The 23,900-nt window shown below is 69.8% G+C and carries 25 protein-coding genes and 2 pseudogenes; 4 read left to right on the top strand and 23 right to left on the bottom strand.

Translation table 11 applies throughout. The annotated features are described in order from the left end of the window. Positions 1 to 2 precede the first annotated feature (2 nt). From trxA to OG456_RS34780, 7 genes are all read right to left on the bottom strand, one after another. Entirely contained in the window at positions 3 to 449 is a 447-nt protein-coding gene (gene trxA, locus OG456_RS34810) for a thioredoxin (protein WP_266568051.1), read from the bottom strand. Then, positions 446 to 3,085, bottom strand: a complete 2,640-nt coding sequence (gene clpB, locus OG456_RS34805) for an ATP-dependent chaperone ClpB (protein WP_266568049.1) — start codon at positions 3,083 to 3,085, stop codon at positions 446 to 448. Before clpB ends, trxA begins: the two co-directional genes overlap by 4 nt. Next, positions 3,076 to 3,450, bottom strand: coding sequence for a chaperone modulator CbpM (locus OG456_RS34800; protein WP_266568047.1), 375 nt, complete (start codon positions 3,448 to 3,450; stop codon positions 3,076 to 3,078). Before OG456_RS34800 ends, clpB begins: the two co-directional genes overlap by 10 nt. After that, entirely contained in the window at positions 3,450 to 4,382 is a 933-nt protein-coding gene (locus tag OG456_RS34795; protein ID WP_266568045.1) for a J domain-containing protein, read from the bottom strand. The genes OG456_RS34800 and OG456_RS34795 overlap by 1 nt, the downstream gene beginning before the upstream one ends. Positions 4,383 to 4,388: 6 nt before the next feature. Then, positions 4,389 to 4,967 (bottom strand): nucleotide exchange factor GrpE, encoded by a 579-nt coding sequence (gene grpE / locus OG456_RS34790; RefSeq protein ID WP_266568043.1) that lies wholly within the window; start codon positions 4,965 to 4,967, stop codon positions 4,389 to 4,391. A gap of 10 nt (positions 4,968 to 4,977) precedes the next feature. Further along, the gene (gene dnaK, locus OG456_RS34785) at positions 4,978 to 6,894 is read right to left on the bottom strand and encodes a molecular chaperone DnaK (protein WP_266568041.1); all 1,917 of its coding nucleotides are present in this window, start codon (positions 6,892 to 6,894) and stop codon (positions 4,978 to 4,980) included. A gap of 68 nt (positions 6,895 to 6,962) precedes the next feature. Beyond that, positions 6,963 to 7,100 carry a hypothetical protein gene (locus OG456_RS34780; RefSeq protein WP_266568039.1) on the bottom strand — a complete coding sequence of 46 codons (138 nt, stop codon included), beginning with the start codon at positions 7,098 to 7,100 and terminating at the stop codon, positions 6,963 to 6,965. A 778-nt stretch (positions 7,101 to 7,878) separates the two neighbouring features. Between OG456_RS34780 and OG456_RS34775 the strand changes: the two genes are divergently transcribed. Continuing rightward, positions 7,879 to 9,507 (top strand): CdaR family transcriptional regulator, encoded by a 1,629-nt coding sequence (locus tag OG456_RS34775; protein WP_266568037.1) that lies wholly within the window; start codon positions 7,879 to 7,881, stop codon positions 9,505 to 9,507. Positions 9,508 to 9,680: 173 nt separating this feature from the next. Here the strand turns inward: OG456_RS34775 and OG456_RS34770 are convergent, their stop codons facing one another. Beyond that, complete coding sequence (locus OG456_RS34770) at positions 9,681 to 9,881, bottom strand: hypothetical protein (RefSeq protein ID WP_266569574.1); 201 nt, start codon at positions 9,879 to 9,881, stop codon at positions 9,681 to 9,683. Here OG456_RS34770 and OG456_RS34765 point away from each other — a divergent pair. Beyond that, positions 9,837 to 10,274: pseudogene (locus tag OG456_RS34765) on the top strand (hypothetical protein); the annotation flags it as partial. The gene OG456_RS34770 and the pseudogene OG456_RS34765 sit on opposite strands and share 45 nt — an antisense overlap. A 74-nt stretch (positions 10,275 to 10,348) precedes the next feature. Here the strand turns inward: OG456_RS34765 and OG456_RS34760 are convergent. From OG456_RS34760 to OG456_RS34710, 11 genes are all read right to left on the bottom strand, one after another. Then, positions 10,349 to 11,101 carry a cysteine hydrolase family protein gene (locus tag OG456_RS34760; protein ID WP_266568035.1) on the bottom strand — a complete coding sequence of 251 codons (753 nt, stop codon included), beginning with the start codon at positions 11,099 to 11,101 and terminating at the stop codon, positions 10,349 to 10,351. Then, a complete protein-coding gene (locus tag OG456_RS34755; protein WP_266568033.1) occupies positions 11,094 to 12,617 on the bottom strand; it encodes an amidase in 1,524 nt (507 codons plus the stop codon). Before OG456_RS34755 ends, OG456_RS34760 begins: the two co-directional genes overlap by 8 nt. After that, positions 12,614 to 13,042, bottom strand: coding sequence for a cupin domain-containing protein (locus OG456_RS34750; protein ID WP_266568031.1), 429 nt, complete (start codon positions 13,040 to 13,042; stop codon positions 12,614 to 12,616). Before OG456_RS34750 ends, OG456_RS34755 begins: the two co-directional genes overlap by 4 nt. Positions 13,043 to 13,068: 26 nt before the next feature. Continuing rightward, the gene (locus OG456_RS34745; protein ID WP_266568029.1) at positions 13,069 to 13,842 is read right to left on the bottom strand and encodes a creatininase family protein; all 774 of its coding nucleotides are present in this window, start codon (positions 13,840 to 13,842) and stop codon (positions 13,069 to 13,071) included. Positions 13,843 to 13,844: 2 nt separating this feature from the next. After that, on the bottom strand, positions 13,845 to 15,242 hold the full coding sequence (locus OG456_RS34740; protein ID WP_266568027.1) for an FAD-binding oxidoreductase: 1,398 nt from the start codon (positions 15,240 to 15,242) through the stop codon (positions 13,845 to 13,847). Beyond that, a complete protein-coding gene (locus tag OG456_RS34735; RefSeq protein WP_266568025.1) occupies positions 15,242 to 16,426 on the bottom strand; it encodes a hypothetical protein in 1,185 nt (394 codons plus the stop codon). Before OG456_RS34735 ends, OG456_RS34740 begins: the two co-directional genes overlap by 1 nt. Before the next feature lie 34 nt (positions 16,427 to 16,460). Then, positions 16,461 to 17,441, bottom strand: a complete 981-nt coding sequence (locus tag OG456_RS34730; protein WP_266568023.1) for an ABC transporter permease — start codon at positions 17,439 to 17,441, stop codon at positions 16,461 to 16,463. Continuing rightward, positions 17,438 to 18,184: an ABC transporter ATP-binding protein gene (locus OG456_RS34725; protein ID WP_266568021.1), complete on the bottom strand. Its 747-nt coding sequence runs from the start codon at positions 18,182 to 18,184 to the stop codon at positions 17,438 to 17,440. The genes OG456_RS34730 and OG456_RS34725 overlap by 4 nt, the downstream gene beginning before the upstream one ends. A gap of 106 nt (positions 18,185 to 18,290) precedes the next feature. Continuing rightward, positions 18,291 to 19,487: an amidohydrolase family protein gene (locus OG456_RS34720; protein WP_266568019.1), complete on the bottom strand. Its 1,197-nt coding sequence runs from the start codon at positions 19,485 to 19,487 to the stop codon at positions 18,291 to 18,293. Then, the gene (locus OG456_RS34715; RefSeq protein WP_266568018.1) at positions 19,484 to 20,371 is read right to left on the bottom strand and encodes an MBL fold metallo-hydrolase; all 888 of its coding nucleotides are present in this window, start codon (positions 20,369 to 20,371) and stop codon (positions 19,484 to 19,486) included. Before OG456_RS34715 ends, OG456_RS34720 begins: the two co-directional genes overlap by 4 nt. Beyond that, positions 20,368 to 20,871: a flavin reductase family protein gene (locus OG456_RS34710; protein WP_266568017.1), complete on the bottom strand. Its 504-nt coding sequence runs from the start codon at positions 20,869 to 20,871 to the stop codon at positions 20,368 to 20,370. Before OG456_RS34710 ends, OG456_RS34715 begins: the two co-directional genes overlap by 4 nt. Before the next feature lie 104 nt (positions 20,872 to 20,975). On the opposite strand from OG456_RS34710, the gene OG456_RS34705 reads away from it, so the two are divergent. Next, complete coding sequence (locus OG456_RS34705; protein WP_266568016.1) at positions 20,976 to 21,569, top strand: helix-turn-helix domain-containing protein; 594 nt, start codon at positions 20,976 to 20,978, stop codon at positions 21,567 to 21,569. A 260-nt stretch (positions 21,570 to 21,829) separates the two neighbouring features. Here the strand turns inward: OG456_RS34705 and OG456_RS34700 are convergent. After that, positions 21,830 to 21,967, bottom strand: a pseudogene (locus OG456_RS34700) (pirin family protein); the annotation flags it as partial. After that, positions 21,931 to 22,050, bottom strand: coding sequence for a hypothetical protein (locus OG456_RS50870; protein ID WP_353963578.1), 120 nt, complete (start codon positions 22,048 to 22,050; stop codon positions 21,931 to 21,933). The gene OG456_RS50870 and the pseudogene OG456_RS34700, both read right to left, overlap by 37 nt. Between OG456_RS50870 and OG456_RS34695 the strand changes: the two genes are divergently transcribed. Then, entirely contained in the window at positions 22,024 to 22,533 is a 510-nt protein-coding gene (locus tag OG456_RS34695; RefSeq protein WP_266568015.1) for a hypothetical protein, read from the top strand. The two genes, OG456_RS50870 and OG456_RS34695, sit on opposite strands and share 27 nt — an antisense overlap. Positions 22,534 to 22,916: 383 nt before the next feature. On the opposite strand, the gene OG456_RS34690 is transcribed toward OG456_RS34695, so the two are convergent. Both OG456_RS34690 and OG456_RS34685 read right to left on the bottom strand, forming a co-directional pair. Beyond that, the gene (locus tag OG456_RS34690) at positions 22,917 to 23,405 is read right to left on the bottom strand and encodes a hypothetical protein (protein ID WP_266568014.1); all 489 of its coding nucleotides are present in this window, start codon (positions 23,403 to 23,405) and stop codon (positions 22,917 to 22,919) included. A 44-nt stretch (positions 23,406 to 23,449) separates the two neighbouring features. Then, positions 23,450 to 23,818 (bottom strand): hypothetical protein, encoded by a 369-nt coding sequence (locus OG456_RS34685; protein WP_266568012.1) that lies wholly within the window; start codon positions 23,816 to 23,818, stop codon positions 23,450 to 23,452. Positions 23,819 to 23,900 lie beyond the last annotated feature (82 nt).

The following is a 23,900-nucleotide window of genomic DNA, read 5'->3' as shown; positions in this document are numbered from 1 at the left end:
GATCACCCTTCCGGGGCGGTGATCGACTGTTCCACCCACTGGCGCAGGACGGGGGCGGGCGCCGCCCCCGCCTGTCGGGCTACGGTCCTCCCCTTGTCGAGGACGAGGAGTGTCGGCACCGCCTGTACCTCGAAACGCTGCGACAGCCGCGGGTTCTTGTCGACGTCGACCTTGACGAGTTTGATTCGGCCGGCGAGGTCGGTGGCCACCTTCTCCAGCGCCGGGCTGACCATGCGGCAGGGACCGCACCAGGTAGCCCAGAGGTCGACCACGACGGGGACGTCGGCCCGCTCGGCGACCTCGGCGAAGTCGTCGTCGCCCGCGTCCACCATCCACGGTATGGGCTGCTTGCAGTTGCCGCACTTGGGGCGTCCCTCCGCGGCCACGGGCACCCGGTTCTTGCGCCCGCAGTTCGGACAGCTGACGGTCGCCGCCTGCATCGTGCTCATGCCGCCCTCGCTTCCTCCGCCGCCTCGGGCTGGTCGTAGGTGACCTCCAGCTCGCCTTCCCGGGCGTCGACCCGGACGGTGGCGCCGTCCTGGACGTCGCCGCGCAGCAGGGCCCGTCCGACGAGGGTTTCGACCTCGTGGGAGATGTAGCGGCGCAGCGGCCGTGCCCCGTAGACCGGGTCGTAGCCCTGATGGGCAATCAATTCTCGGGCGGCTTCGCTGAGTTCGACGGTGATGCGGCGTTCGGCGAGGCGGCGGCGCAGTTCGTCGAACTGCAGCTCCACGATCCGCTCGATCTGGGCCTCGCCGAGCGGCTTGAACAGCACGATGTCGTCGACGCGGTTGAGGAACTCCGGCCGGAAGTGGCCGCGCAATTCCCCCATCACCAGGGCCCGGGCGTCCGGCTTGATCTCCCCCTCGGCGGTGGCTCCTTCGAGGAGGTGCTGCGAGCCGATGTTGGACGTCATGATGATCACGGTGTTGCGGAAGTCGACGGTGCGGCCCTGGGCGTCGGTGATCCGGCCGTCGTCGAGGACCTGCAGCAGGGTGTTGAAGACGTCGGTGTGCGCCTTCTCGATCTCGTCGAAGAGCACGACCGAGTACGGCTTGCGGCGCACGGCCTCGGTGAGCTGGCCGCCCTCCTCGTAGCCGATGTATCCGGGCGGTGCGCCCATGAGCCGGCTGACGGTGTGCCGCTCCTGGTACTCGCTCATGTCGAGGCGGACCATGTTGTCCTCTGAGTCGAACAGGGCCGCCGCGAGCGTCTTGGCGAGCTCGGTCTTTCCCACACCAGTGGGGCCGAGGAAGATGAACGAGCCGATGGGCCGGCGCGGGTCGCGGATGCCGGAACGGGCCCGGATGATGGCGTCGGCCACCAGCTTGACCGCCTCGTCCTGGCCGATGACCCGCTCCCGCAGGATCTCGTCCAGGCGCAGCAGCTTCTCCCGCTCGCCCTCCTGGAGCCGGGCGACGGGAATGCCGGTCCAGGCAGCGACGATCTCGGAGATCTCCTCCTCGGTGACGACCTCCCGCAGCAGCCGGTTCTGGCCCTGCTTCGCGGCCAGTTGCTCCTCCTCGGCCTTCAGCCGGCGCTCCAGTTCCCGGAGTTTGCCGTAGCGGAGTTCGGCGGCACGGTTGAGGTCGTAGTTGCGCTCGGCCTCCTCCGCGTCGTGACGCACCTGCTCCAGTTCCTGGCGCAGTTCCTGCACCCGGCGGATCGCCTGCCGTTCGGCCTCCCACTGGGCATGCTGGGCGTCGGCCTCGGCCCGCAGGTCGACGAGTTCCTTGCGCAGGTCCTCCAGGCGGGCCTTGCTGGCCGGGTCGATCTCCTTGGACAGGGCCGCCTCCTCGATCTCCAGGCGGGTCACCCGGCGCGTGATCTCGTCGAGTTCGGCGGGCATGGAGTCGATCTCGGTCCGCAGCCGGGCACACGCCTCGTCGACGAGGTCGATAGCCTTGTCGGGCAGGAAGCGGTCGGTGATGTAGCGGTGGGAGAGCGTCGCCGCCGCGACCAGTGCCGTGTCCTGGATCTTGACTCCGTGGAACACCTCCAGTCGTTCGCGCAGGCCGCGCAGGATGGAGATGGTGTCCTCCACGTTCGGCTCGTCGACCAGCACCTGCTGGAATCGGCGTTCGAGCGCGGCGTCCTTCTCGATGTGCTGCCGGTACTCGTCGAGAGTGGTCGCGCCGATCATGTGCAGTTCGCCGCGGGCCAGCATGGGCTTGAGCATGTTGCCCGCGTCCATGGCGCCCTCGGCTGCGCCCGCGCCGACGACGGTGTGCAATTCGTCGACGAAGAGCAAGATCCGGCCCTCGGCCGCCTTGACCTCGCTGAGCACGGCCCGCAGCCGTTCCTCGAACTCGCCGCGGTACTTGGCGCCGGCCACCAGTGATCCCATGTCGAGCGCGAATACCGTCTTGTCGCGCAGGCCCTCGGGGACGTCGCCGCGCACGATGCGCTGGGCCAGGCCCTCGACGATGGCGGTCTTGCCGACGCCGGGGTCGCCGATGAGGACGGGGTTGTTCTTGGTCTTGCGACTGAGGATCTGGGTGACCCGTCGGATCTCCGCGTCACGGCCGATGACCGGGTCCAGCCTGCCGGCCCTGGCCTCGGCGACGAGATCGCGGCCGTACTTCTCCAGCGCCTCGTAGGCCGCTTCGGGGTTGGCGGAGGAGACCCGCTGGTTACCGCGGACCTGGGTGAGCGCGCTGAGGAACGACTCCGGGGTCACGCCGTGCTCCTTGAGCAGGCGTCCGGCGGCGGTCGCCGAGCCCTCCTCGGCCAGGGCGAGCACCAGGTGCTCCACGGACACGTACTCGTCCTTGAGGCGTTTGGCCTCCCGCTCGGCCGCGTCCAGCAGGCGGGACAGGCGCTGAGTGACGAAGACCTGCCCGGGTGCCGCGCCGGGGCCGGTGACCTTGGGACGCCGGGCGAGTTCCTCGCGCACGGCGGCCCGCAGTTCCTTGGGTTCGCTGCCCGTCTGCTGCACCAGTCGCGGGACGAGGCCGTTCTCCTGGTCGAGGAGAGCGAGCAGCAGGTGTTCACCGTCGACCTCGGTGTGCCCCATCCGGACGGCCGCTGTCTGGGCCTCCTGCAGGGCTTCCTGGGACTTCTCGGTGAGGCGGTTCATGTCCATGGTGGTATGTCACTCCTCGTGCCGGCGCGGCGCAGTGCGGCTTCGAGCAGGCTGATGCGGTCCAGCAGGTCGAGCACCAGGCCGATGGATGCGTAGTTGAGGCACAGCCCGGTGCGCAGCCGCTGGACGCGGGCGAGGGCGGCTGGGGCCGTGGGTTCGAACACCAGGCCTCCGGAGGCGTCGCGTTCGGCCTCGACCAGTCCCAGAGCGACGAACCGGCGGATGAGGTCGGGATGGACGCCGGAGCGGCGGGCCACGGTCTGCAGGGAGAGCCTGGGCACCGGAACGATCGCGTACTGGACGCGCGCCGGTGCAGGAGCGCTCTGCGAAGACGCCTGCCGCGCCTCGGCCGGTCGGTGGCTCATCATGTCCTCCTGGGGTCGAAAGAGGAGACTGCAGCGAGCTCCTCGAACAGCTCGCGCTCCCGGTCGCGGAGCTTGGGCGGCACCATGATGCGGAGCTCGGCGTAGAGGTTGCCGTTGGCGCCGCGCGGTCCCGGCATGCCCTCGCCGCGCAGCCGCAGCCGCCTGCCGCTGGAGGACCCGGCGGGCACGGTCACCTTGGCCGTCGTCCCGCTCGGCGTGGGCACCGGAACCGTCGCGCCCAGCGCGGCCTCCCAGGGGGTGACCGGAAGCTGCACGTACACGTCCCGGCCGTCGAGGCGGAACTGGGGGTGCGGCTGGATCCGCACCCGCAGGTACAGGTCCCCTGCGGGGCCGTCGCCGCTTCCGCGGCCGCCCTCGCCCGCCAGCCGGATGCGCTGGCCGTCGACGACGCCGGGCGGCACGTCCACCTCGTAGCGCCGCTGTCCGGAGGGCCCGGCGAGGGTGACGGTGCGGCGGCCGCCGCTGTAGGCCTCCTCGACGGTGAGCGGCAGTTCGGCCTCCTGGTCGGCCCCGGGGACACGCACCCGTCCGGCGCCCCCGAAGAGCGAGCCGAACAGGTCGTCGACATCGACGTCCTCCGCGCCGAAGCCGCTGGTGGCGTACCGGACCCGGGGGCCGTCCCCGGTGGACCAGCGGAAGCCGCCGCCGGGTCCCGCGCCGGCACCGACCCGCTCCTCCCAGTCCTCGGGGACCTTCCGGAAGTCCTCGCCGAAGCGGTCGTAACGGGTCCGCTGGTCCGGGTCGGACAGGACGCTGAAGGCCTCGTTGATCTCCTTGAAACGCTCCTCTGCCGCGGGGTCCTTGTTGATGTCGGGGTGGTACTTGCGGGCCAGCTTGTGGTACGCCCGCTGGATCTCGTCCTTGTCGGCGTTGCGCGGGACCCCGAGAACCTCATAGAAGTCGCGTGCCATGGCCGGTCACTCCCGCTTGGCGACCGTCACGGCGGCCGGCCTCAGCTGCCGCTCGGCCTCGCCGTAGCCGGGTCGAAGCACCTGCGCCACGGTGTTCGGTTCGGCGTCGGGGTCCTGAACCACGGCGACGACCTCGTGCCGGGTGGGGTCGAACGGGAGGCCGGTCTCGGCGTGACGCTCGTAGCCGAGGCGTTCGAGGATGGACACGGCCTGGTCGCGCACGGCGCGGACGCCCTCGACGATGGCCCCGGGGTCGGAGCCCGCGTGGTTCAGGGCCAGTTCGAGGTTGTCGATGACAGGAAGGAAGGCCGCGGCCGTGCGGGCGCGTTCGACCGCGCGCTCCCGGTCCAGTTCCCTGGCGTGCCGCTTGCGCATGTTGTCGAGGTCGGCGAGAGCACGCCGCCAGCGGTCCTCGACCTCTTTCAGGGCGGCCGCGTCCTCGACCTCGACCGGACCGGTGGCCGCGTCGGGCCCCGGTTCGGCCTCCATGGTCGGCGGCGCGGGCTCGGGCAGGTCGCCCTGCGGCGGTTGTACGGCGCCTTCCGGCGGAGGATCCGGCTCTCGGCCCCGGGGTGGGATGGGCATGGCAGGCACCTCAGCCCTTGTCGAACTCGGCGTCGATCACATCGTCGTCGCCCCCGGCGCCGCCCGGCGCGGCCCCGCCGGGAGCGGATCCGTCCGGTGAGCCGGTGCCCGCCGGACCGCCCGCGGCGGCTCCCGCCTGGTGGGCCGCGAGCCCCGCGAAGACCTGCTGGAGTTCGGAGATCAGCGGCCGGACCTTGTCCACCCCGGCCTCGTTCTTGACCGCCTCGCGGGCCTCGGTCACCAGCATCTCGGCGCGGGCCTTCTCGTGCGCCGGCGCGGCGTCGCCGAGCTCGCCGAGGCGCTTGTCGACCTGGTAGGCGACGGCGTCCAGTTCGTTGCGGGCGTCGACCGCCTCACGCAGGGCCTGGTCCTGGCTGCGGTTGCCTTCGGCCTCCTGGACCATCCGCTCGACCTCGCTGTGGTCGAGGTTGGAGCTCTCGCTGATGGTGATGCCCTGCTCCTTGCCGGTGTCCTTGTCCCGCGCGGTGACGTTGAGGATGCCGTTGGCGTCGACGTCGAAGGTGACCTCGACCTGCGGCTCGCCGCGCGGCGCGGGGCGGATGTCGGTGAGCTGGAAGCGACCCAGGACCCGGTTGTCGGCAGCCCTCTCCCGCTCGCCCTGCAGGACGACGACGTCGACGGCGGGCTGATTGTCCTCGGCGGTGGAGAAGGTCTCGGTACGGCGCACCGGGATGGTGGTGTTCCGCTCGATGATCTTCGTCATCACGCCGCCGCGTGTCTCCACGCCCAGCGACAACGGGGTGACATCGAGCAGCAGGACATCCTTGACCTCGCCCTTGAGGACCCCGGCCTGGATCGCGGCGCCCAACGCCACGACCTCGTCGGGGTTGACGCTCATGTTGGGTTCCTTGCCGCCGGTCAGCCTCCGCACCAGGGCCTGGACGGCGGGGATGCGGGTGGAACCGCCGACCAGGATGACCTCGTCGATGTCGTTGTCACTGACCTTGGCGTCGTCCATCGCCTGCCGCACCGGGCCAAGGCAACGCTCCACCAGGTCGCCCGTGATCTGCTCGAACGTGGACCGCATGATCGTCGTGGTCAGATGCTTGGGCCCGGAGGCGTCGGCCGTGATGAACGGCAGGCTGACCTGCGTCTGGGTCACCGAGCTGAGCTCGGTCTTGGCCTTCTCTGCGGCCTCGAACAGGCGCTGCAGCGCCTGCGGGTCCTGGCGCAGGTCAATGCCGTTCTCCTTCTGGAAGCCGTCGGCGAGCTGGTCGACCAGCCGGCGGTCGAAGTCGTCGCCGCCCAGATGGCTGTCGCCCGCCGTGGACCGTACCTCCACCACGCCGTCGCCGACGTCGAGGATGCTGACGTCGAAGGTGCCGCCTCCCAGGTCGAAGACGAGCACCGTCTCGTGCTCCTTCTTGTCCATGCCGTAGGCGAGGGCGGCCGCGGTCGGCTCGTTGATGATCCGCAGCACTTCCAGGCCGGCGATCCGTCCGGCGTCCTTGGTAGCGGTGCGCTGGGCGTCGTTGAAGTAGGCGGGCACCGTGATGACCGCCTCCGTGACCCGCTCTCCCAACTGCTTGGAGGCGTCGTCGGCGAGCTTGCGCAACACCTGCGCGCTGATCTCCTCGGGTGCGTAGAGCTTGTCGCGCACCTTGAAGCGGGCGGCGCCGCCCTCTCCCTCGACCACGTCGTACGCGACGGCCCTGGCCTCTTCGGAGATCTCGTCGAAGTGCCGGCCGATGAACCGCTTGGCCGAGTAGATGGTGCCCTTGGGGTTGAGGATCGCCTGCCGACGGGCCAGCTGACCCACCAGGCGCTCGCCGGTGTCGGTGAAGGCCACCACGGACGGTGTTGTGCGGTTGCCCTCGCTGTTGGGTATGACCGTCGACTCGCCGCCCTCCCAGGCGGCGATCACCGAGTTCGTGGTGCCCAGGTCGATGCCGACTGCCTTGGCCATGAGGAACTCCTTCCGTGACGGGCGGCCCCCGTTCGCCCTCGGAGTCGCGCCCGGTCTTCCGGACTCGCTCAGGTGACGGCGGGACCGGTCCGCGGGCGGCGGCTCTTCCAAGCTCCGCTGCTTGTGCTGGTGCCGGTCCCGCTGGGCAGCTCGGCCAGCAGCCGCACCACCTCGTCGGCGACGACGTCGTACCGGCTGGGCTGCATGAAGCTCACCGAGGCGAAGTCCCGGCGGCCACGCTGGGCCCGCATACACAAGCCGGCCGCAGAGCGCCGACGAGTGCTCCGGAAACCACCCCCGACAGGGCCGGGAGCAGCCCCGGCACGACCGCGACCAGCCAGTTCAGCAGACCGAAGATCCACCCGATCACTGCGCCGGGCAGGGCGCCGCTCGCCGCGCCGTGCAGCGCGGCCCCGTCATGTCCATGCGGCCGGTCACCTGCGCGGCCAGGCGCACGTCCTGCCCGATGATGGCCACCTCTCGCCGCGAAAGCCCTGATCGGAAAGGTGATCGACGGCGCGTTCCGCCTCCTGGTCGGTCGTGTACGAGGCGATGGTCCTGCGGGCCTGTTCGTTCATCAGCCAGTCCTTACGCCACGGCCACCAGTGCGCCCGGCAATCCCTGACGGAACCCAGAGTGGCAAGAGAGCAGCGCGCTCCGCCAGCACCCGGCAGGTCGGAATCCGACACAGTCGTTCGGTCCAAGAGAACAAGGCCCAAACCCACACAAGTCGGATCATTTTGCATAGGCTGGGTGCTCAGGGCTCGCCCAGGCGTGGATCCCACGACTCGCTCGATCGCGTCCGGTGACCGGGGGAGAACGGAGTGATCTATGGCCTGCCATCCGTCACAGAGGAGGCTGTCACCTCACGTCCCCGACCAGGAAGAGACCCGCCACCCGAGCAACACCGCGGACACCGAACGGCACGACCCCCGTCCACACCCCACACCGGCCCACGCGGCGCCGGACCCACACGGGCTGCTGGTGCTGTCCCACACCCTGTTCACGTGCGCGGAACGAAGTGAGATCGTGCGGCTGGCCATGCGGCACGTCAGTGCCCTTGGTCCTTACCACGCCGAGGCCGGATACCTCGCGACGGGCGACGGATTGTCCCGGGTCCCCGGCCACTACGACGCGGGAGCGCCAACGGTCGACGACGCACGGATGAAGGAGTTGGGCGAGGCTGACGGCTCCGTATGCCTTCCAGAACGGTCCTGGAACTGGGCGTTCGGCCTGCGCGGGGCCGACGGCCTGCTCGGCTACATCGTAGTTTCCTCCCGCTCCGGGCCCGATGAGCAGGGGCACTTCCTCCTCTCGACCCTCGTGGGGCTCACATCGGCGGCCCTGTCACTGGCGGCTACGCGCCCAAGGCACCACGACGACACCGGCGAACTGAGCCGACTCCGCACCGAACGGGACACCGCACTGCGGCAGGTGGACACAATGCGCTCCCAGCTGCACCTGCAGAAGACCGTTCACGAGGCCCTCGCACGCGTCGCTGCCCGGGGCGGCGGCGAGGACGCCATCACCCAGGCGCTGTACGAGCTCACCGGGCTGTCGGCGCTCATCGAGGACCGGTTCGGCAACCTGAGGTCCTGGGCCGGTCCCGACCGGCCCGACCCCTATCCGGTGCGGTCCTCGACCTACCAGGAAAGGATGCTGCGGCAGGTCGCGCACGAGGCGGGCCCGGTCAGAGTCAAGGACCGGCTGATCGCCCTGGCCCGGCCGCGCGGCGACCTCCTCGGCGTACTCGCCCTCGAGGACCCCGAAGCGACGGCCAACGAGCACACAGTGTTCGCCTTGGATCACGCCCAGCGGTCGCTCGCCCAGGAACTCATGCATATGCGCGAGCTCACCGAGGTCGAGCTGCGGCTGCGCCGCCAGCTGATCGACGACCTGTTGGAGGGTACTGACGAGACGAGCGCCTACGCCCGGGCCGAAGCCATCGGCCATGACCTGCAAAGTAGCCAATACGTGGTCGTGGTGCACTGGCCGGGCGACGCCCCTGACGACTCCTTCATCCGTGCCGTCGAGCAAACGACGGCCACCACGGCGGCCCGTCCGCTGATCACCCGTCGCGGCGACCGGGTGATCCTGCTGACCGAAGCGAGGCCCAACGACGATGCCGTGCACACTGCGCTGGCCCATGAGCTGGGGACGCCCGACGGAGCGATCGGGGTGAGCACCCGCTGCAACTCCCCGGACGGCGTTCCCCGCTGCTACCAGGAGGCACTGCGGGCCCTGGAGGTGCGGCAGAACTCCCGCCAGCGCAGCGGGACGACATTCTTCGACGACCTCGGGCTGTACCGGATCCTGGGGCCCGGCAACGATCTCCGGGAGCTCGAAGGCTTCGTGCGAGAGTGGCTCGGCCGGCTGATCGACTACGACGCACAGCACGACACGGAGTTGGTGGAGACGCTCACGCGCTACTTCGACTGCGGAGGCAACTACGACGATGCGGCCGCCGCGCTGACGGTCCACCGCAGCACCCTTCGCTACCGGCTGCAGCGCATCCGTAAGATCAGCGACCGCGACCTGGCGGATGTGGACACCCGGCTCAATCTGCAGGTGGCAACGCGCGTCTGGAAGATCATCCTGTGCGGGCGGCGCTGACCGCGGACACCCGGAGGGCCGGCGCAGCAGGTCAGCACGCGACTCGAACGGGTCGCCCGTGTGCTCAACTTTCCGGTCGGCCCGCTTGATCAGGACGAGGCAGCGGCAACAGAGCTTGGGAGATGCCCGAGAAGGATCGCAGTGACCCCGTCGCATCATCGGCCAGGTTCTGATCAAGCCATCCAGGCGCGTCGCCGCGCCTGCCGAGGCCGGGCGCCCGCCCCGGCTGAAGCCGGGGATACCCACGCAAGAGAAGAGATGGAAGCGAACACTTGGTGGTTGAGGATGAACAGCGCCCAGACCAAGTTGATGACCATCAAACCCACGTGGCCGACGGCTTCGAGCTTCAATTCGGCACCAACCACGTCGGCCATTTCGCCCTCATGGCTCACCTGCTGCCGCTGCTGCCGCCAGCCACACACGCGTGACCTCACCTCTCGCATCCCGGGGTCGCCCCGACGAACCTGCTCGCTGCCCGTCCTGAGGTCGGACGCGATCAGGACACCAAGGGTGTGCGCATCATCCGGGCTCTGTCGGCCCGCGGCATCGTCGTCGGGACGGTCCGGACCGCGCAACTTCCCGCCCTCTACGCCGCCACCTCCCCCGACGCCGAGCGTGGCGGGTTCTATGGGCCGCGCGGACTCGGACACATGGGCGGCCCTCCCGGAGAGCAGAAGCTCTACTCCCGCCTCCGCAGCGTCGAGGAGGCCCGACGCATCTGGCACGTTTCCGAAGAGCTCACACAGGTTTCCTTCCCGAGCGGTTGAGCCGCTCGGCGCCTGCTCCGTGCACGCCGCCCCGTGAGTCACCGTCGACGGGACCCCGGTGGGGTGGAGGCGGGTCACAGGGCCTCCTGAAGGTCGGCGGCAGTGAGGGTAAAGCCGAAGCACTGGCGGACGTTGTAAACGGTGGCGTCCATGCAGTACGCGGGTGAGGTGGTGGCCACCGCGTCCTCCAGCATCAGCACGTCATAGCCGAGGTTCGCCGCGTCCATGAGGGTGGCAAGGACGCACTGGTCGGCATTGACTCCCGCGAAGAGGAGCGTGTCGGCGCGCAGATTGCGCAGGACGCTGTCGAGTTCGGTGTCCTGGAAGCCGCTCATGCGGTACTTGGCGATGTGCAGGTCGCCAGGTGCCGCACGGAGGGGTGCGGTGATGTCGGCGGAGGCGCTGTCGCGTTCCAGGACTCGTGCGCCGGTGGGCAGTTGGGAGCCGAGGCCGCCTCCGGTTCCATCCTGGTCGTAGACGTGGAGGACGCCGGGCGGGAGGTTCGCGCGGTCGGGGCGGTTGCCCCAGTTGAGCCAGACGACCGGGACGTCGGCTGACCGGAGGGCGGGGAGGAGCCGCTGAAGGACGGGGATGGGGGTGCGGGCCGGGGACACGTCCACGCCGATCGAGGCCAGCCAGCCGTCGGGCGAGCAGAAGTCGTTCTGCATGTCGATGACGACGATTGCCGTTGAGGCCAGGTCGAGCGTCAGTATTTGGGGCTGAGCGTTCACGGTCTTGGGGCGGGAGGGGCGTTGTGGGCGGCGGAGGTCGACATGCTGGAGGTCCGCGCGCCAGGAGTTGCGGGAGTTGGGGCCGAGTTCATGCATGGGTCAGCTCCAGGAGGGCGTGCTCCATGGTCGGTGCGCCGATCGCGCAGAGGCCGACCGGCAAGTCGCGCACCCGCAACCGGGGCATGGTGACGGCGGGCAGGCCGGCGAGCGAAGCGAGGCAGGTGAGGCGGAGGGTTGCGGCTCGTGTGGTCTCGACCTCGGCCAGTGTCGCGTCGGCGCGAAGAGCCGGGCTGCTCGTGGTGGGGAGAAGGAGCGCGGCGCCGGGCGAGAGGGCTTCCGCGATGACCGAACGCGCTGCGGTGAGGCGGGAATTGGCGTCACACACTTCGTCGTCCGTAATCCGGCTGCCTGCAGCGAACCGGGCCTCGATGTCGGCCCCCAGTGCGCCCGGGTGCTTGTCGATCCACTCCCCGTGCGCGGCCCAGGCCTCGGCCGCCTGGACGGTACGGAAGTCGGGCAGCCACTCCTCCAGGTAGTGCCCCATGCCGGTGTCAGTCCGTACGAGCTCCAGACCGGTACGGAGCGCGAGTGCCCGGCACACCGCCTCGAACGAGGCCCTGACCTCCGGCTCGGCGAGCGCGGTGAGGGCGTCGTCGACGAGGAGCATGGTGACGGGGGCCGTTTCCCGCGCGGGCAGCAGCACCTTGGCCGCCGCGCACAACAGGTCCGGTTCACGGGCGAGCAGTCCCACCGTGTCGAAGGAGGGGGCCAGTGGGAGCAGGCCGCCGGTCGGGACGGAGCCGTGGGTGGGACGCCAGCCGTAGAGGCCGCAGTAGGAGGCGGGCACCCGGATCGAGCCCGCCGTGTCCGTGGCCAGGCCCAGGTCCGCCCAACCGCGGGCGACCGCCGCCGCTGGGCCGCTGCTGGAGCCGCCGGTGATCCGGCCGGGGGCGACGGGGTTGACCGGGGTGCCGTAGTGGGTGTTGGCACCTGCGAGGCTGAAGGCAAGTTCGTCGGTCTGCGCGATCCCGGCGAGCTGGGCCCCAGCGCTGAGCAATTTCGCTACAGCGTCCGCGTGTTGGGACTCCACCGGCGCTTCGGCCAGCCACTGAGGGTTGCCGCCGCCGATCCGCTGTCCGGCGACGGCGAAGAGGTCTTTGACCGCGGTACGCAGGCCGGCGAGCGGCCCCTCCCCTGCCCCTGCGACCAGCGGCTCCCCCACCACCCGCCACACCGCGGGGTCCGGCGTCTCGTCCGCCGGCGGGCCCGGCACCGCGCTGACGTGCGCGGCCGCGATCCGCCAACCCTCCCCAGCCAGCTGCCACACCTGGGTCTGCAGGCCTCGCGCCCCGCCGGCCCGCAGCGTTTCGGCGATCAGTACGGCGACGCCCTCGGTGACTGGCACCTCGTGGACGCGCTCGACCGTACGGGCCGGGGCTCCTGTGCCACGGCTGCGGCGGAAGTCCGAGATGGCCGCGTGCCCGCTCAGCACCATCGAGCCCTCGGCGCGCACCGTGTCCGGTGCGTCCAGGAGCCAGTGGTCGAGCGCTGCCACGTCATTGGCGCCGAGGGCCTTTTCGTAGGACCAGAAGGCATCGAGCAGCTCGCTCATCGGGCGGCTCCGAGGACGGCCAGGTCCGCTTCGTCGAGGACGGCGAAGGGGCCGCGCTGTATCAGGTCGGCGAAGCCCTCGTCGGGGGACATGACTGTGAGGGTGTAGAGCCGCTCGGTGGCCGAGGAGTTGGTGATCCGGTGCTTGGAGCCGACGGGCAGGACGAGTACGTCGCCCGGTGCGAGGTCGCGTTCATGCTCGTCGCTGACCGCGCGGCCCTCGCCCGCGAGCACCACGAAGGTCTCCACGGACTCGGGGTGCCAGTTGAGCGGCTGGGCGCCACCCGGCTCCCACACCTCGAAGACGACGGTGGTCTGTGAGCCGTCGGCCGGTCCGGTGAGGACGGCGAGCTTGACCGTGTCGCCTGCGGTGATGTGGTGGGCGGTGATCTTGCTGAGCGGCTTGTGGAGCGGGGGGATGGCCATGGCGGGGTGTCCTCGACGTCGGGCGTTCAGGCAGAAGGCAGAAAGCGGGAGCATTCGCGCAGTGCGGCCGCGTTGGTGGCGATGGCGGTGTCGACGAGCTTGCGGCCGAGTTCGGGGGTGGCTCCGGTGGGGTCGCCGATGACGCCGTTGCCCGTGCCGAAGTCGTCGCTCGTCCAGCCGAAGGAGACGGACTTGCCGAAGCCGATGTGCTCGTAGGCGGTCAGGTGCTCGGGGACACTCCGCTTGGCGAGCGACATGTCCACCGTCTCCGGGTGGAGGTGGAGCATCGCCGCGGTCTCGTTCAGCCCGCCGTGTACCCCCAGACCCAGCTCGCCGGACGGGGACGTGCCGCCCTGGTCCGCAGGGAGCGCGGCGTGCAGCAGGAAGGTGAACAGACCGTATTTGGTGCGGAGTTCGCGCAGGGCGACTCCCAACAGCGCACTGTTTCCGCCGTGGGCGTTGAGGAACGCGAGCCGCCGGACGGGCCCCTTGGCGAGGGAGCGTCCCAGGTCGTCCAGTACCGCGAAGAGTGTCGAGGCGCTGAGCCACAGCGTCCCGGGCGACCAGGCGTGTTCGTCGGATTTGGCGTACGCGAGGCCCGGCAGCAGCGTGATGTCGCAGCTGCCGGATGCGGCCAGGGCGGCTCCCTGAGCTATCGCCTCTGCCATGAAGTAGTCGGTGGCGACGGGAAGGTGGGGCCCGTGCTGTTCGATCGCGCCGACGGGTAGGACGGCCACGGTGTCGGCGGACAGGCCGGTGACCGATGGTCCGCTGAGGTCGGTGAAGCGGTTGAAGGCCATGGTCAGAGCGCTCCCAGGAGGTGGCCGGGGTTGAGCAGACCCAGCGGGTCGGCGGTTCGGGCGGTGGCGCGGGCGAGGTCGACTCGCCGGTCGACGTACCAGTTGTGGACGTCATGGACGCCGACTCCCAGTGCCTCCAGGGCGGCGATCCCCTCGTACACGGTGGCTTCGTCCTGGTAGTGCGCCATCAGCATGCCGACGGTCCCCGAGCGCATTCCCTCCAAGTGCAGCACCGTCTCGGGGAAGACGGCCTTGACTGCCGCCGGGTCGCCGAGCAGTACGTCGCCGCCGATCTCCAGGTGGAAGTAGCCGTCCTTGGCCTTCATCAGGTGGTACGTGGGGTGGTTGAAGGAGAGCGAGGAGATGAGGGCGGGGCCGCGCGGCGCGGGGCGTACCTCCGTCACCCGCCCGCCGCGCTTCTCGATGATCGTCCGGGCGTCGGCCTCGGCCTCCTCCTCGATGATCGCGCGGACGCTCAGTGCGGTGGGGTCGAGGGCCGGGTCGGCCTCGAAGGTCTCGACGAGACCGGGCTCATCGAGGGAGACCAGGCGAGGGGCGGGCTCCAGGCGTACAAGGTCGGAGAGTGCGGCGGTGGCGGAGGTCCAGGTGTTGAACGAGGCGAAGAGGCCGGTCCAGACGCGGGCCGGCTGAAGTGCGACGGTCGCGGTCGTGGTGATGCCGGTGGTGCCGTAGGCGTGGATGTACGGGAGCGCGTCCTCGCCGCGTACGGTGACGGGCTCGGCGTGCGTCGTGCACGGGACGACCGTCAGCTCCCGTACGAAACCGTCGCCGTTGGTGCCGTTGGCGAGCGATCCCGTGCCGCCGTTCCCACCCGAGAGGAAGCCGCCGAGCGACGTCCCGAAGGTGGACGGGAACATCCACAGCTCCTGGCCCAGCGAGCGCGCATGAGCCTCCAGGTCGGACATCTTCGCGCCGGCTTCGGCCCTGATCCACCCGTTGCCCGCGCCCAGGATGCGCCGGCACCCGGTGAGGTCGAGGACGGCGCCGCCGTGGAGCGGGATCGCCTGCCCGTAGTTGCCGGTGCCCTTGCCGCGTGGGGTGAGCGGGATGCGTAGGCGGTGGGCGAGGGCGACGAGAGGCTGGATCTGTTCGGACGACGACGGGCGCAGCACCACCTCGGCGCGACCCGCGGGGAGCTTGGCGGCGAGGATCGGCGACATGTGCGCCCAGTCGCGGGACGCCTTGTCGAGGGCGGAGTCCTCGCGTACGACGGCGTCCACGCCCAGCAGTGCGGCAGCCTCCGCACAGAATTCGTCGATGCCGGGGGTCCGGTGCGCGACACCTGGGCCGACGCCCGGCACCGCGTCGTCTGCGACAAGTTCGGTCATCCGGCGCAGTTCGGCGGCGGACAGGGTCGCGCCGTTGGGGTCGACGGCCATCACTTCATTCCGATCTTGGTGTCGATGAATTCGTTGGTCGCCAGGTCCTCGGCGCTCAGCCCGGCCGGAAGCTTGACGCCGCCCCGGGTGAGGATCGGTTTGAAGGTTTTCAGGGAATCGGCAACCCGCTTCTTGTCGAAGCTGCCGATCGATCCGTCGGCCTCGTTGCCGAGGATGCCGAGCTTGACCATCTCCTTGGCGGCGTACTGGCCGGTGCCCTTGGAGTAGACCCAGCTGGTGCCGTACTGCTTGACGATGTCGTCGATGAGCGTGACCGCGGTGTCCGGCGCGGCGGCGAAGTCGGCGGCCGACTGCTGTATGACGGGAACCAGCTTCTTCAGGCAAGGACTGAGCTTCTTCAGTGCGCCGGTGCGGACGGAGAGTGCCTGCGGGTAGACGGTGTAGCCGACGTCGGCCAGCAGCTGGAACTTGACCGGCTTCTTCCAGGCGCCGATCTCGTGCTCGTAGAGGTACGGTTCCGCGGTCGCGAAGCCCTGCTGGGCGATGGAGGGGTCGGCGACGAAGCGGGACGGCGCGCTGTCGTAACTCCCGTCCAGCTGGCTCTTGTTGATGATCCTCTTCGACACCAGCATGGGGGCGAAGGTCTCGCCGTCGCGGTAGACGACCTTTGCGCCGCTCTTGCCGATGTCGGCGACGGTCTGCCAGTCGGGGTGGGTCTTGGGGTCCCACATCAGGACCTGCGGGCTCTTCTTCATCAGCGCGGCGACCGCGGTGACGGGTTGCTTGCCGGCCGCCTGGATGGCGCTGTCGGTGGTGACCATGCCGAGGGTGATGGACTGGTCGATGTACATCTGCGAGGCGGGGCTCTGGAAGCCGACGGCGCTGCCGCCCGCCCGTATCTGGATCTTGACGCCGGTGTCTTTGCCGCCGATGACGAGCGGGCCGGTGACCCGCTTCTTGTCTGTGTCGACGGTGTAGCCGGGGCCGACGAGGTTGTAGAGCGGGCCGTGTTCGGCCTCAGGCTCCCAGTCGGCCTGGACGACAACGGTGGCGGGGCAGACCTTGTCGAGACGCTGGGCGGCGGGGGCGGGCTTGGGATCGGCGGATGGCCCGGCGGCGGTGGCGCCGGCGCCGCAGCCGGTGGCGGCGAGCAGAAGGAGCGAGGTGCTCAGTCCCGTGACAAGGCGTCGTCCGGAGGGGGTTGGGGCGGCGGAAAGTGGCATGGCTGTCTCCCGGAAAGGGCTCTGATGAGGGTGGTCAGCTGCGGCCGGACGCGTGCCAGGAGCCGATGGCGAGGCGGGACACCAGTGTGAAGAGGGCGAAGACGGCGACCCCGAAGAGCGAGGCGAGGATGATCGCGGCGAAGAGGTCCTCGGACTGGAGGCGTGAGCGGTAGACGTCGAGGAGGGTGCCGATTCCGGCCGCTCCCTGCTTGAAGAACATGTCGCCGACGATGGCGCCGATGACGGACAGGCCGGAGGAGGTCCGCAGCCCGGTGAAGATGGCGGGGAGTGCGGCGGGCAGCTCCAGCTTGCGCAGCCGGGCCCAGCGACTCGCCTTCTGGAGGGTGAAGAGGTCGTGGTGGGCACGGTCCACGGACTGCAGTCCGAAGAGGGTGTTGGCGATCAGCGGGAAGAGGGCGATGAGGACGCAGACGACGACCCGGCTGGTGAAGCCGAAGCCGAACCAGAGACCGATGAGCGGGACGATGGCGAGGATCGGCACGGTCTGCAGGATGACGGCGTACGGATAGAGAGAGCGCTCCAGCCAGCGGGCGCGGCTCATCACGACGGCCCCGGTGATACCGAGGGCGGCTGCGATGGCGAGCCCGGAGAGAGCGACCTGCGCGGTGAGGGCGAGGGCTTGGAGCATGGGCTGCAGGTGGGTCCAGTCGAGGACGGCGACCCGGAGGACCTGGTGCGGGGGCGGTACGAGGAAGCGGCGAGCGGGGGCGAGGAGGAGGTAACTCACCGCGTACCAGAGGCCGATGGCGACGACGAGTGAGCCGATCGGGGCGAGCAGGACGACGGGGCCGCGGCGCGGGCGCAGGGGTGCGGGGGCCGCCGCCCCGGCGGACCCGCGGACTGCATCCGACGCGCTCCGGGCGGCGGACCGGGTGTCCGAGGTGGTGACGGCGGCGGGCGAGTCGGCTGCAGCGGCACCGGCAATCTCATGGTCCGCCGACGCGATGGGCGCGGACGGCGCCTGATGGGCCGCGGACGGGGTGTTCGTGGTCACGTGGCGTCTCCTCGCAGGGCCGCGGAGACCGCGCCCGCGATCGCGGCGAACTCCGGTTCATAACGGAGCGATGCGGGCCTGGGGTGGGCGAACGGGACCTCGAATTCGGCGGTGATGCGTCCAGGACGGGCCGACATCACCACGACCCGGTTGGCCAGGAAGACCGCCTCGGTCACCGAATGCGTGATGAAGAGACCCGCGAATCCCGTCTCGGCGAAGATCCGCTGGAGCTCCTCCTGCATACGGAGCCGGGTCATCTCGTCGAGCGCGCCGAAAGGTTCGTCGAAGAGGAAGAGCGCGGGGCGCATCATCAGCGCGCGGGCCAGCGAGACCCGCATCCGCATACCGCCCGAGAGCTGGCCCGGCAGCTGCTTCTCAAAGCCGTCGAGGCCGACGAGACGGATGGCGTCCATGGCGCGCTCGTGCCGTTCTGCCTTGGGACGGCCGGCCAGTTCGGCGGGCAGCGCCACATTGGAAAGGACACTGCGCCAGGGCAGGAGGGTGGCGTCCTGGAAGACGTAACCGACGTCCCCGCCCGGGACGCTGATCTCGCCCGAGCTGGGGGCGTCGAGACCGGAGGCGAGCCGCAGCAGGGTGGACTTGCCACACCCGGAGGGGCCGACGACTCCGACGAACTCCCCTGCCCCGACGTGGAGTTCCACTCCCGAGAGCGCGGTGGTCCCGCTGTCGAAATGCTTGTCGACGGCTACAAAGCTCAACGCCGTCCGCACTGCTGTTGCCACGCCGACTCCTTCCTGTGTGCCGGGCCTGTGGTGCATTCATCGATGTTCGTAGCATCAACATTCATTGTTTCGGAGGGATGTCTCGGGCGTTTACGTCCTGGACCGTTCAGAGCACCTCGCGGACAACCGTGGTCCGGCTCACCGCTCGCCCGCCCTTGAAGACGATCCGGTCCGGGTACGAGGCCCCGAGGGCCCCCGAGAGCGAGTCACTCCGCACAGCGAGGAGGTCGGCGACCGCACCCTCGTACGGTCCCGCCGCGGGCAGTCCGAGGACGCGGCGGGAGCCGGTGGTCACCGCGTGGACGGCCTCGGGGAGCGTCAAGTGGCCTGCTGCGACCAGGAGGCCGGCGGTCTCCAAGGGGTCGGCCCGCCCCACCGGGTTGAAGGGGTCGCGGATGTTGTCGCCGCCCCCGGCCAGGGGAACGCCCGCGTCGAGGAGGGCGCGTACGGCGGTCAGTCCGCGCGGGGTGCGCGAGGGCGTGCCGCGGCCCTGGAGATAGAGGTTGGTGAGGGGCAGCGCGACGACCCCGATCCCGGCAGCGGCCGCCTCCTTGGCTATACGGGCGGCCTCGACCGTATCCAGGCCGCCCAGCCCGACGCAGTGGCTGGCGGTCGCCCCGTGCACAAAACCCCGTTCCCGAACGCACCGGGCGAGCAGCAGTAGATCTTTCGGATCCGGGTCGAGATGCTCGTCCGCGTGCAGATCGACGCCAACGCCGTGCCGCTCGGCGATCGTCAGGGCGCGAGCGACGGCGGCCTGCGGGTCGTCGGACAGGTGCGGGCAGCCGCCGAGCAGGTCGGCTCCCAAATCCAGGGCTTCGTCGAGGATTTCGTCGGATGCGTCGACATGCAGCACGGCGATTTGCAGCACGACCCGTTCGCACACTTCCTCGCGCAGCCGCAGGAGCGCCCGCAGGCCCCGGAGCGGATCGGGTCCGGGCAGGACGTCTGCGTGGGTGCGAACGGCGGTGGCCCCGTTCGCGACCAGCTCACCCAGGGCGCGGCGGGCCCTGACCAGCACGTCCTGTTCCGTCACCCGCTCGGCATATCCGTGCCAGGCGGCGACCGCCCCCGGCAGATCACACGGCGGTGCACCGGCCAGGTCCCAGGTGAGGGCCTTGTCGAGATGGGCGTGGGGTTCGGCGGGGGCGGGCAACAGCAGGTAGCCGGCCAGGTCCATCTCCCTCCACGAGGAGGGGAGCTGACCGGCGGGCGCGACGGACGACACCCCGCCGTCCTCGATCAGCACATCGCGGACCTGCCCTTCGGGCAGCCTGGCCCCACGCAGCAGCAGCGCCGTCATTTCGACTCCCCGCTCTCCGGCGCGGTGAGGACCGCGAAGCCGTCAAAGTCGTGCCACAACGCGGGCGCACCGAACATGTCACGGCGGCGGACCGGGCGGGTCCTGCCACGTACCACCCGATCGAACGCCTCGGCGACCCGCCCCACGAAGTAGTGGCCCTCGCGGTGGCGGAGGTTGTGCCCCAGCAGGGCTGTCCTGACCGGGAGTTCGGCAAGCCGCCGCGTCGACGCGGCGAAGGCGGCCACATCGGCACCCGGCACATGCGCGAAGAAGGTGCCGCTGATCAGGGTGTCGCCGGCAAGGAGCATCCCGGTCCCCGGCTCCCAGAGGCAGATGCCGTCGGGCGAGTGCCCAGGGGTGTGCAGGACGCTCAATGTCCGACCGCCCAGATCGAGCCGCTCCCCCTCCCTGAGCAGCCGGGTCGGTCGCACCGCGTCGATGCGCCACTGGGTCAGATCGGGAACGGGCCGCACCTCGATCCGTGAGTCGGTGAGGAAGAAGCCCTCGGCCGAGAGCGCACTCAGTTCCGTGTACCGATGCCGCATCTCGTGGGCGATGTGCCCATACCCCTCGAGCCACTCGCGGGGCGCGGGCTCACCGTGCAGTGCGGCGCCCGCCTCGTGCACGGCGAAGTCCTTGGCGTCGCCGAGGAGAGAGGCGTTGCCGCCCCGATGGTCGTAGTGGTGGTGGGAGTTGACGACGAGCAGGGGCAGCGAAGTAAGTGCGCGCACCTCGCGTGCGATGTCGCCGATGCCCATCCCGGTGTCGTACAGCAGCGCCAGTTCATCGCCCACGATGAGGTAGCTGTTGACATGACCCGGCTCCGCGATGAGAAAGGCCCCGGGCGCAACCTCCCGTACCGAGAACCAGCCGCGTCCGCTCATGCGCCGACGCCGTGGTAGGTGCGGGCGTGATGGACAAGTGCGCTGTCCCCGCCCCGCCCGGGAACGATCTCCTCGATATCGGCTATCAACAGCAGATGATCCCCGGCCGTCACCTCTTGCCGCACCCGGCAGAGCACGGTGTACGTACTCTGCGCGAGCAGCAGCGGTATGCCGCCGTCGCCCGCGGTCCACTCAAGGTCCCCGAACCGGTCAGCGGTCGGATCGGCGAACCGCCGCGAGACGGATTCGCCGGCCGCGGCAAGGATGTTGAGGGCGAACCTGCCACCGCCCTGGAGCAGCGGCAGGGTCCGGCTCCCCTGCTTGACGCCTATCGCAAGCAGTTGCGGCGTGCGGCTGAGGCTCATCACAGCGGTGCTGGTGAACCCAGCAGGTGTGCCGTCGGCTCCGGCGGCGGTGACCACGCAGACGCCGCCCGCGAGGGCGGCCATCGCATCAAGGAACCCGGCCGTGGGGGGCCGGGCAGCAGTGGTCGCGGTCATTCGGGCTCCTCGCTAGAATGTTGGTCACATCAACATCGAGCGTAGGAGACACGTGTTTCGCATGGGTAAATCCTGCTCTGCAGCAATCACTTAGGATTCCCGCCATGGCAGACCGCCCCACCGAGACCCCCGTCGATCCGGACCAGCAGCTGGGCTCCGCGATCCGCCGGCTGCGCAAGAAGCGCGGCCTCACCCTTGTCCAGCTCGCGGGCAGCGCAGGACTTTCACACCCCTTCCTCAGCCAACTCGAGCGCGGACTGGCCCGCCCGAGCATGCCCTCGCTGCACCGGATCGCCCAGGCGCTCGGCACCACGCAGCAGGCCCTGATGGCACACTCGGCCACCACCGCTGCCGGCATCCATGTCGTACGGCAGGGAACCAGAATCCCTATCGACAACAGCGGCGGCTCGGCCAGGATGCTCGGGGCGCCCCAGTTCGCCCTCCACCCGGTCGAGTACACCGGCGGTCGCACCGACTTCGAGGACTACTACGACCACCCGGGTGACGAGTTCCTCTATGTGGTCCACGGTGCGATCGAGGTCGACCTGCTGGGCCCCGGCGGCCGCGAACTGCACCGCCTCTCTGCTGGCGACAGCCTTCTCTATCCAGGCGGAACCCCACACCGCTGGCGCGTCCTGGTGGAGGATCAGGACATCCCCGGGGTACGCCTCCTCGCCGTACAGAACGCACCTCGCTGACGTCCTGCGCCGGTAGTCCGTCGGTAGGGGGTCGGGCGTCGACCGGGTCTGTGCCGACAGGCACCTGAAGTGACGTCAGAAAAGTCAGCACTGGGTCAGCATCAGTCCGATGAGAGCTGCCCACGAGTGACGAACCCTGCGACGCGTGAACGCGGAGTCAAAGTCCCCGAGGAGCGTTTGCGATCGCCGTGAAGGAAAGCCGGGCAAGTCGGCTTCGCCGCCTGCCCGGCCCCGCGTAGTTCACGCCGCAAAGACGCAGTTCAACGCACTCGACCTCGCGGTTCCAGCGGCACGGGCGGCAACTCCGGCGCAGCCAGTGGCTCCCCGTCGAACCCCTTCACTTCCCCGAACCTCGACCCCCTCATCCAGTCCTCCCGGGCCTGGGTGATGTCGTCCTGCACCTCTCCGTTCCTGTCGTGCACCCTGCGTGCTGTGCCACCTTGCGCAGCGACGCGTGGGCATAACCCTCCTGCGCGATCACCGAAGCCGCCGCCTTCAGCAACTCGGCTTAACCCGGCTCTCGCCGCATAGTCACCGGCCGGACGGCCACGCCGCTCGACCACCGAATGCCGGCAACGGATTCACCGAGGCGCACGACTATGCTCCGCTCTCCCTGGCCGACGTCCCGACCCTGCGGGCGGCCGTGGGCTCGGTCCTCTACCTCGTCCTGATCGCCCTGATCGGCCTCGGCGTGGCGACGGCGGTACGGGACGCGGCGAGCGCCATCGGGATCGTGCTCGGGCTGCTCTACCTCTTCCCGGTCGTCACCCGGGTGGTCAACGACCCGGAGTGGCAGCGCCACCTCCAGCAGATCTCGCCCATGACCGCCGGGCTCGCGATCCAAGCCACCGTCCGTCTGCACGAGCTGCCCATCGGCCCATGGGCCGGCCTGGGAGTGCTCGCCACGTGGGCCGCGGCCGCGCTGCTGGTTGGCAGCCTGCTGCTGCACAGGCGCGACGCGTAGCCGAATCGAGCCGTCCGCGAGCACGGAGGCTTCGGGCCCCTCCCCGGCCCGGCGCCTCACCCGGTCACCGATCCAGCCGACCGGGAGCGACGCCGGGCGGGCGGGTCTTCAGGATGCCGCCCCGGACCCACCGTCCGCCGCCGATCGGGCGGCTTCCGCCTCGGGCACGGTGCGGGGGCCGGGCACCATGGACGCCGTGGCGGCTAGGGCGAGGTGTGAGTTCATGTCCAGCTCGAACCGTCCGTAGGGGTTCACGTGGGTCCAGAACCCCGCCTGGCGGCGGGCCTTCAGGCTATGAGTGCCACACGGCACGCCACGCTCACCGACACCCGAGCACGCTGGTCACCGTCCGACCCCTGGGAGGGGGCCGGACGGTGATCGCGTCAGAATCTCGTCACTTGCTCCGGTGGGGCAGGCTGCAGGCTGCCCCACCCCGCGCCTTCCGGCGCCTCGCCACGGCCAATCGTCATTGACCAGCGCACCGTGGACGGTGCTTGGACCGAGACCGTTCCCTTCTTCTCCACTCCGGTGACGCCAACCTGGTTGTAGGTGGTGGTGACTTCACCATCGACGCACTTCAGCGGGAAGCCGACCTTCACCGGATTCAGGGAGACCTTGATCTCCCCCTTGCCTTGGCATCGCACGGCAACGATGAGGTCTTTCCCCTTCTGGCCCCTTCGGTACTCGAGGGTCCGCCCTCCACGAGTCCCGCTTTGCCGGCCGGCGACAGTCTCGGTCCCGTCCAACTCGGGCGGGGTCTTCACCGACTCCCGTGTGGGCGTGGCGGGTTCGGACTTGCTGGGGGCAGCCGGTTTGGAGGCTTTACCGGAATCTGGATGGTCGGGCGAGCAGGCAACTACAAGCGGCAGCATGACTGCAGGCAGAAGGGCCAGCCTCGCGCGGAGCCGCCGGGACATTAGTGAGTCTCCCAGATGTACCAGCCGATTCGGGTGGGTGTGTACAGCGTCGCCGGGTGCTTAACGCCCTTGGTGCAGTTGGCATAGACCCACTGGCTGTAGCCATCGGTCTTCAGCCGATAGACCCCGTACTTGGCATTGGTGGTGTACTTGGAGGGAGTGTCAACCGTGATCTTGTTACCCATCTTCGCGGTGAGTTTCACGGAGAGCTGGACGCTGTACTCCTGTTCAATCTCGGCTACCGCGACGCCGGCCTTCGCCTTCAGCGTGCCGCTGACGGCGACGCCTACCTCACCCGTCACTTCGGAGGTGAACTCCGACTTGGCCGTACGCGAGGTGCCGTTGTAGTTGGACTGAGTGGGGCCCACGCCCTTGTGGTACTTCTTGTGCTTCGCCGTGGACTCCCAGATAGTGCGGCTCGCACGCCTCCCTCGGAGGAACCTGCGGGTC

The sequence above is a fragment of the Streptomyces sp. NBC_01446 genome (assembly GCF_026340095.1).
In the GTDB taxonomy this organism is placed as follows: Bacteria; Actinomycetota; Actinomycetes; order Streptomycetales; family Streptomycetaceae; genus Streptomyces; species Streptomyces aureus.
Note: the sequence above shows the minus strand (reverse complement) of the source record. Positions and strands in the feature narration are given on the sequence as shown.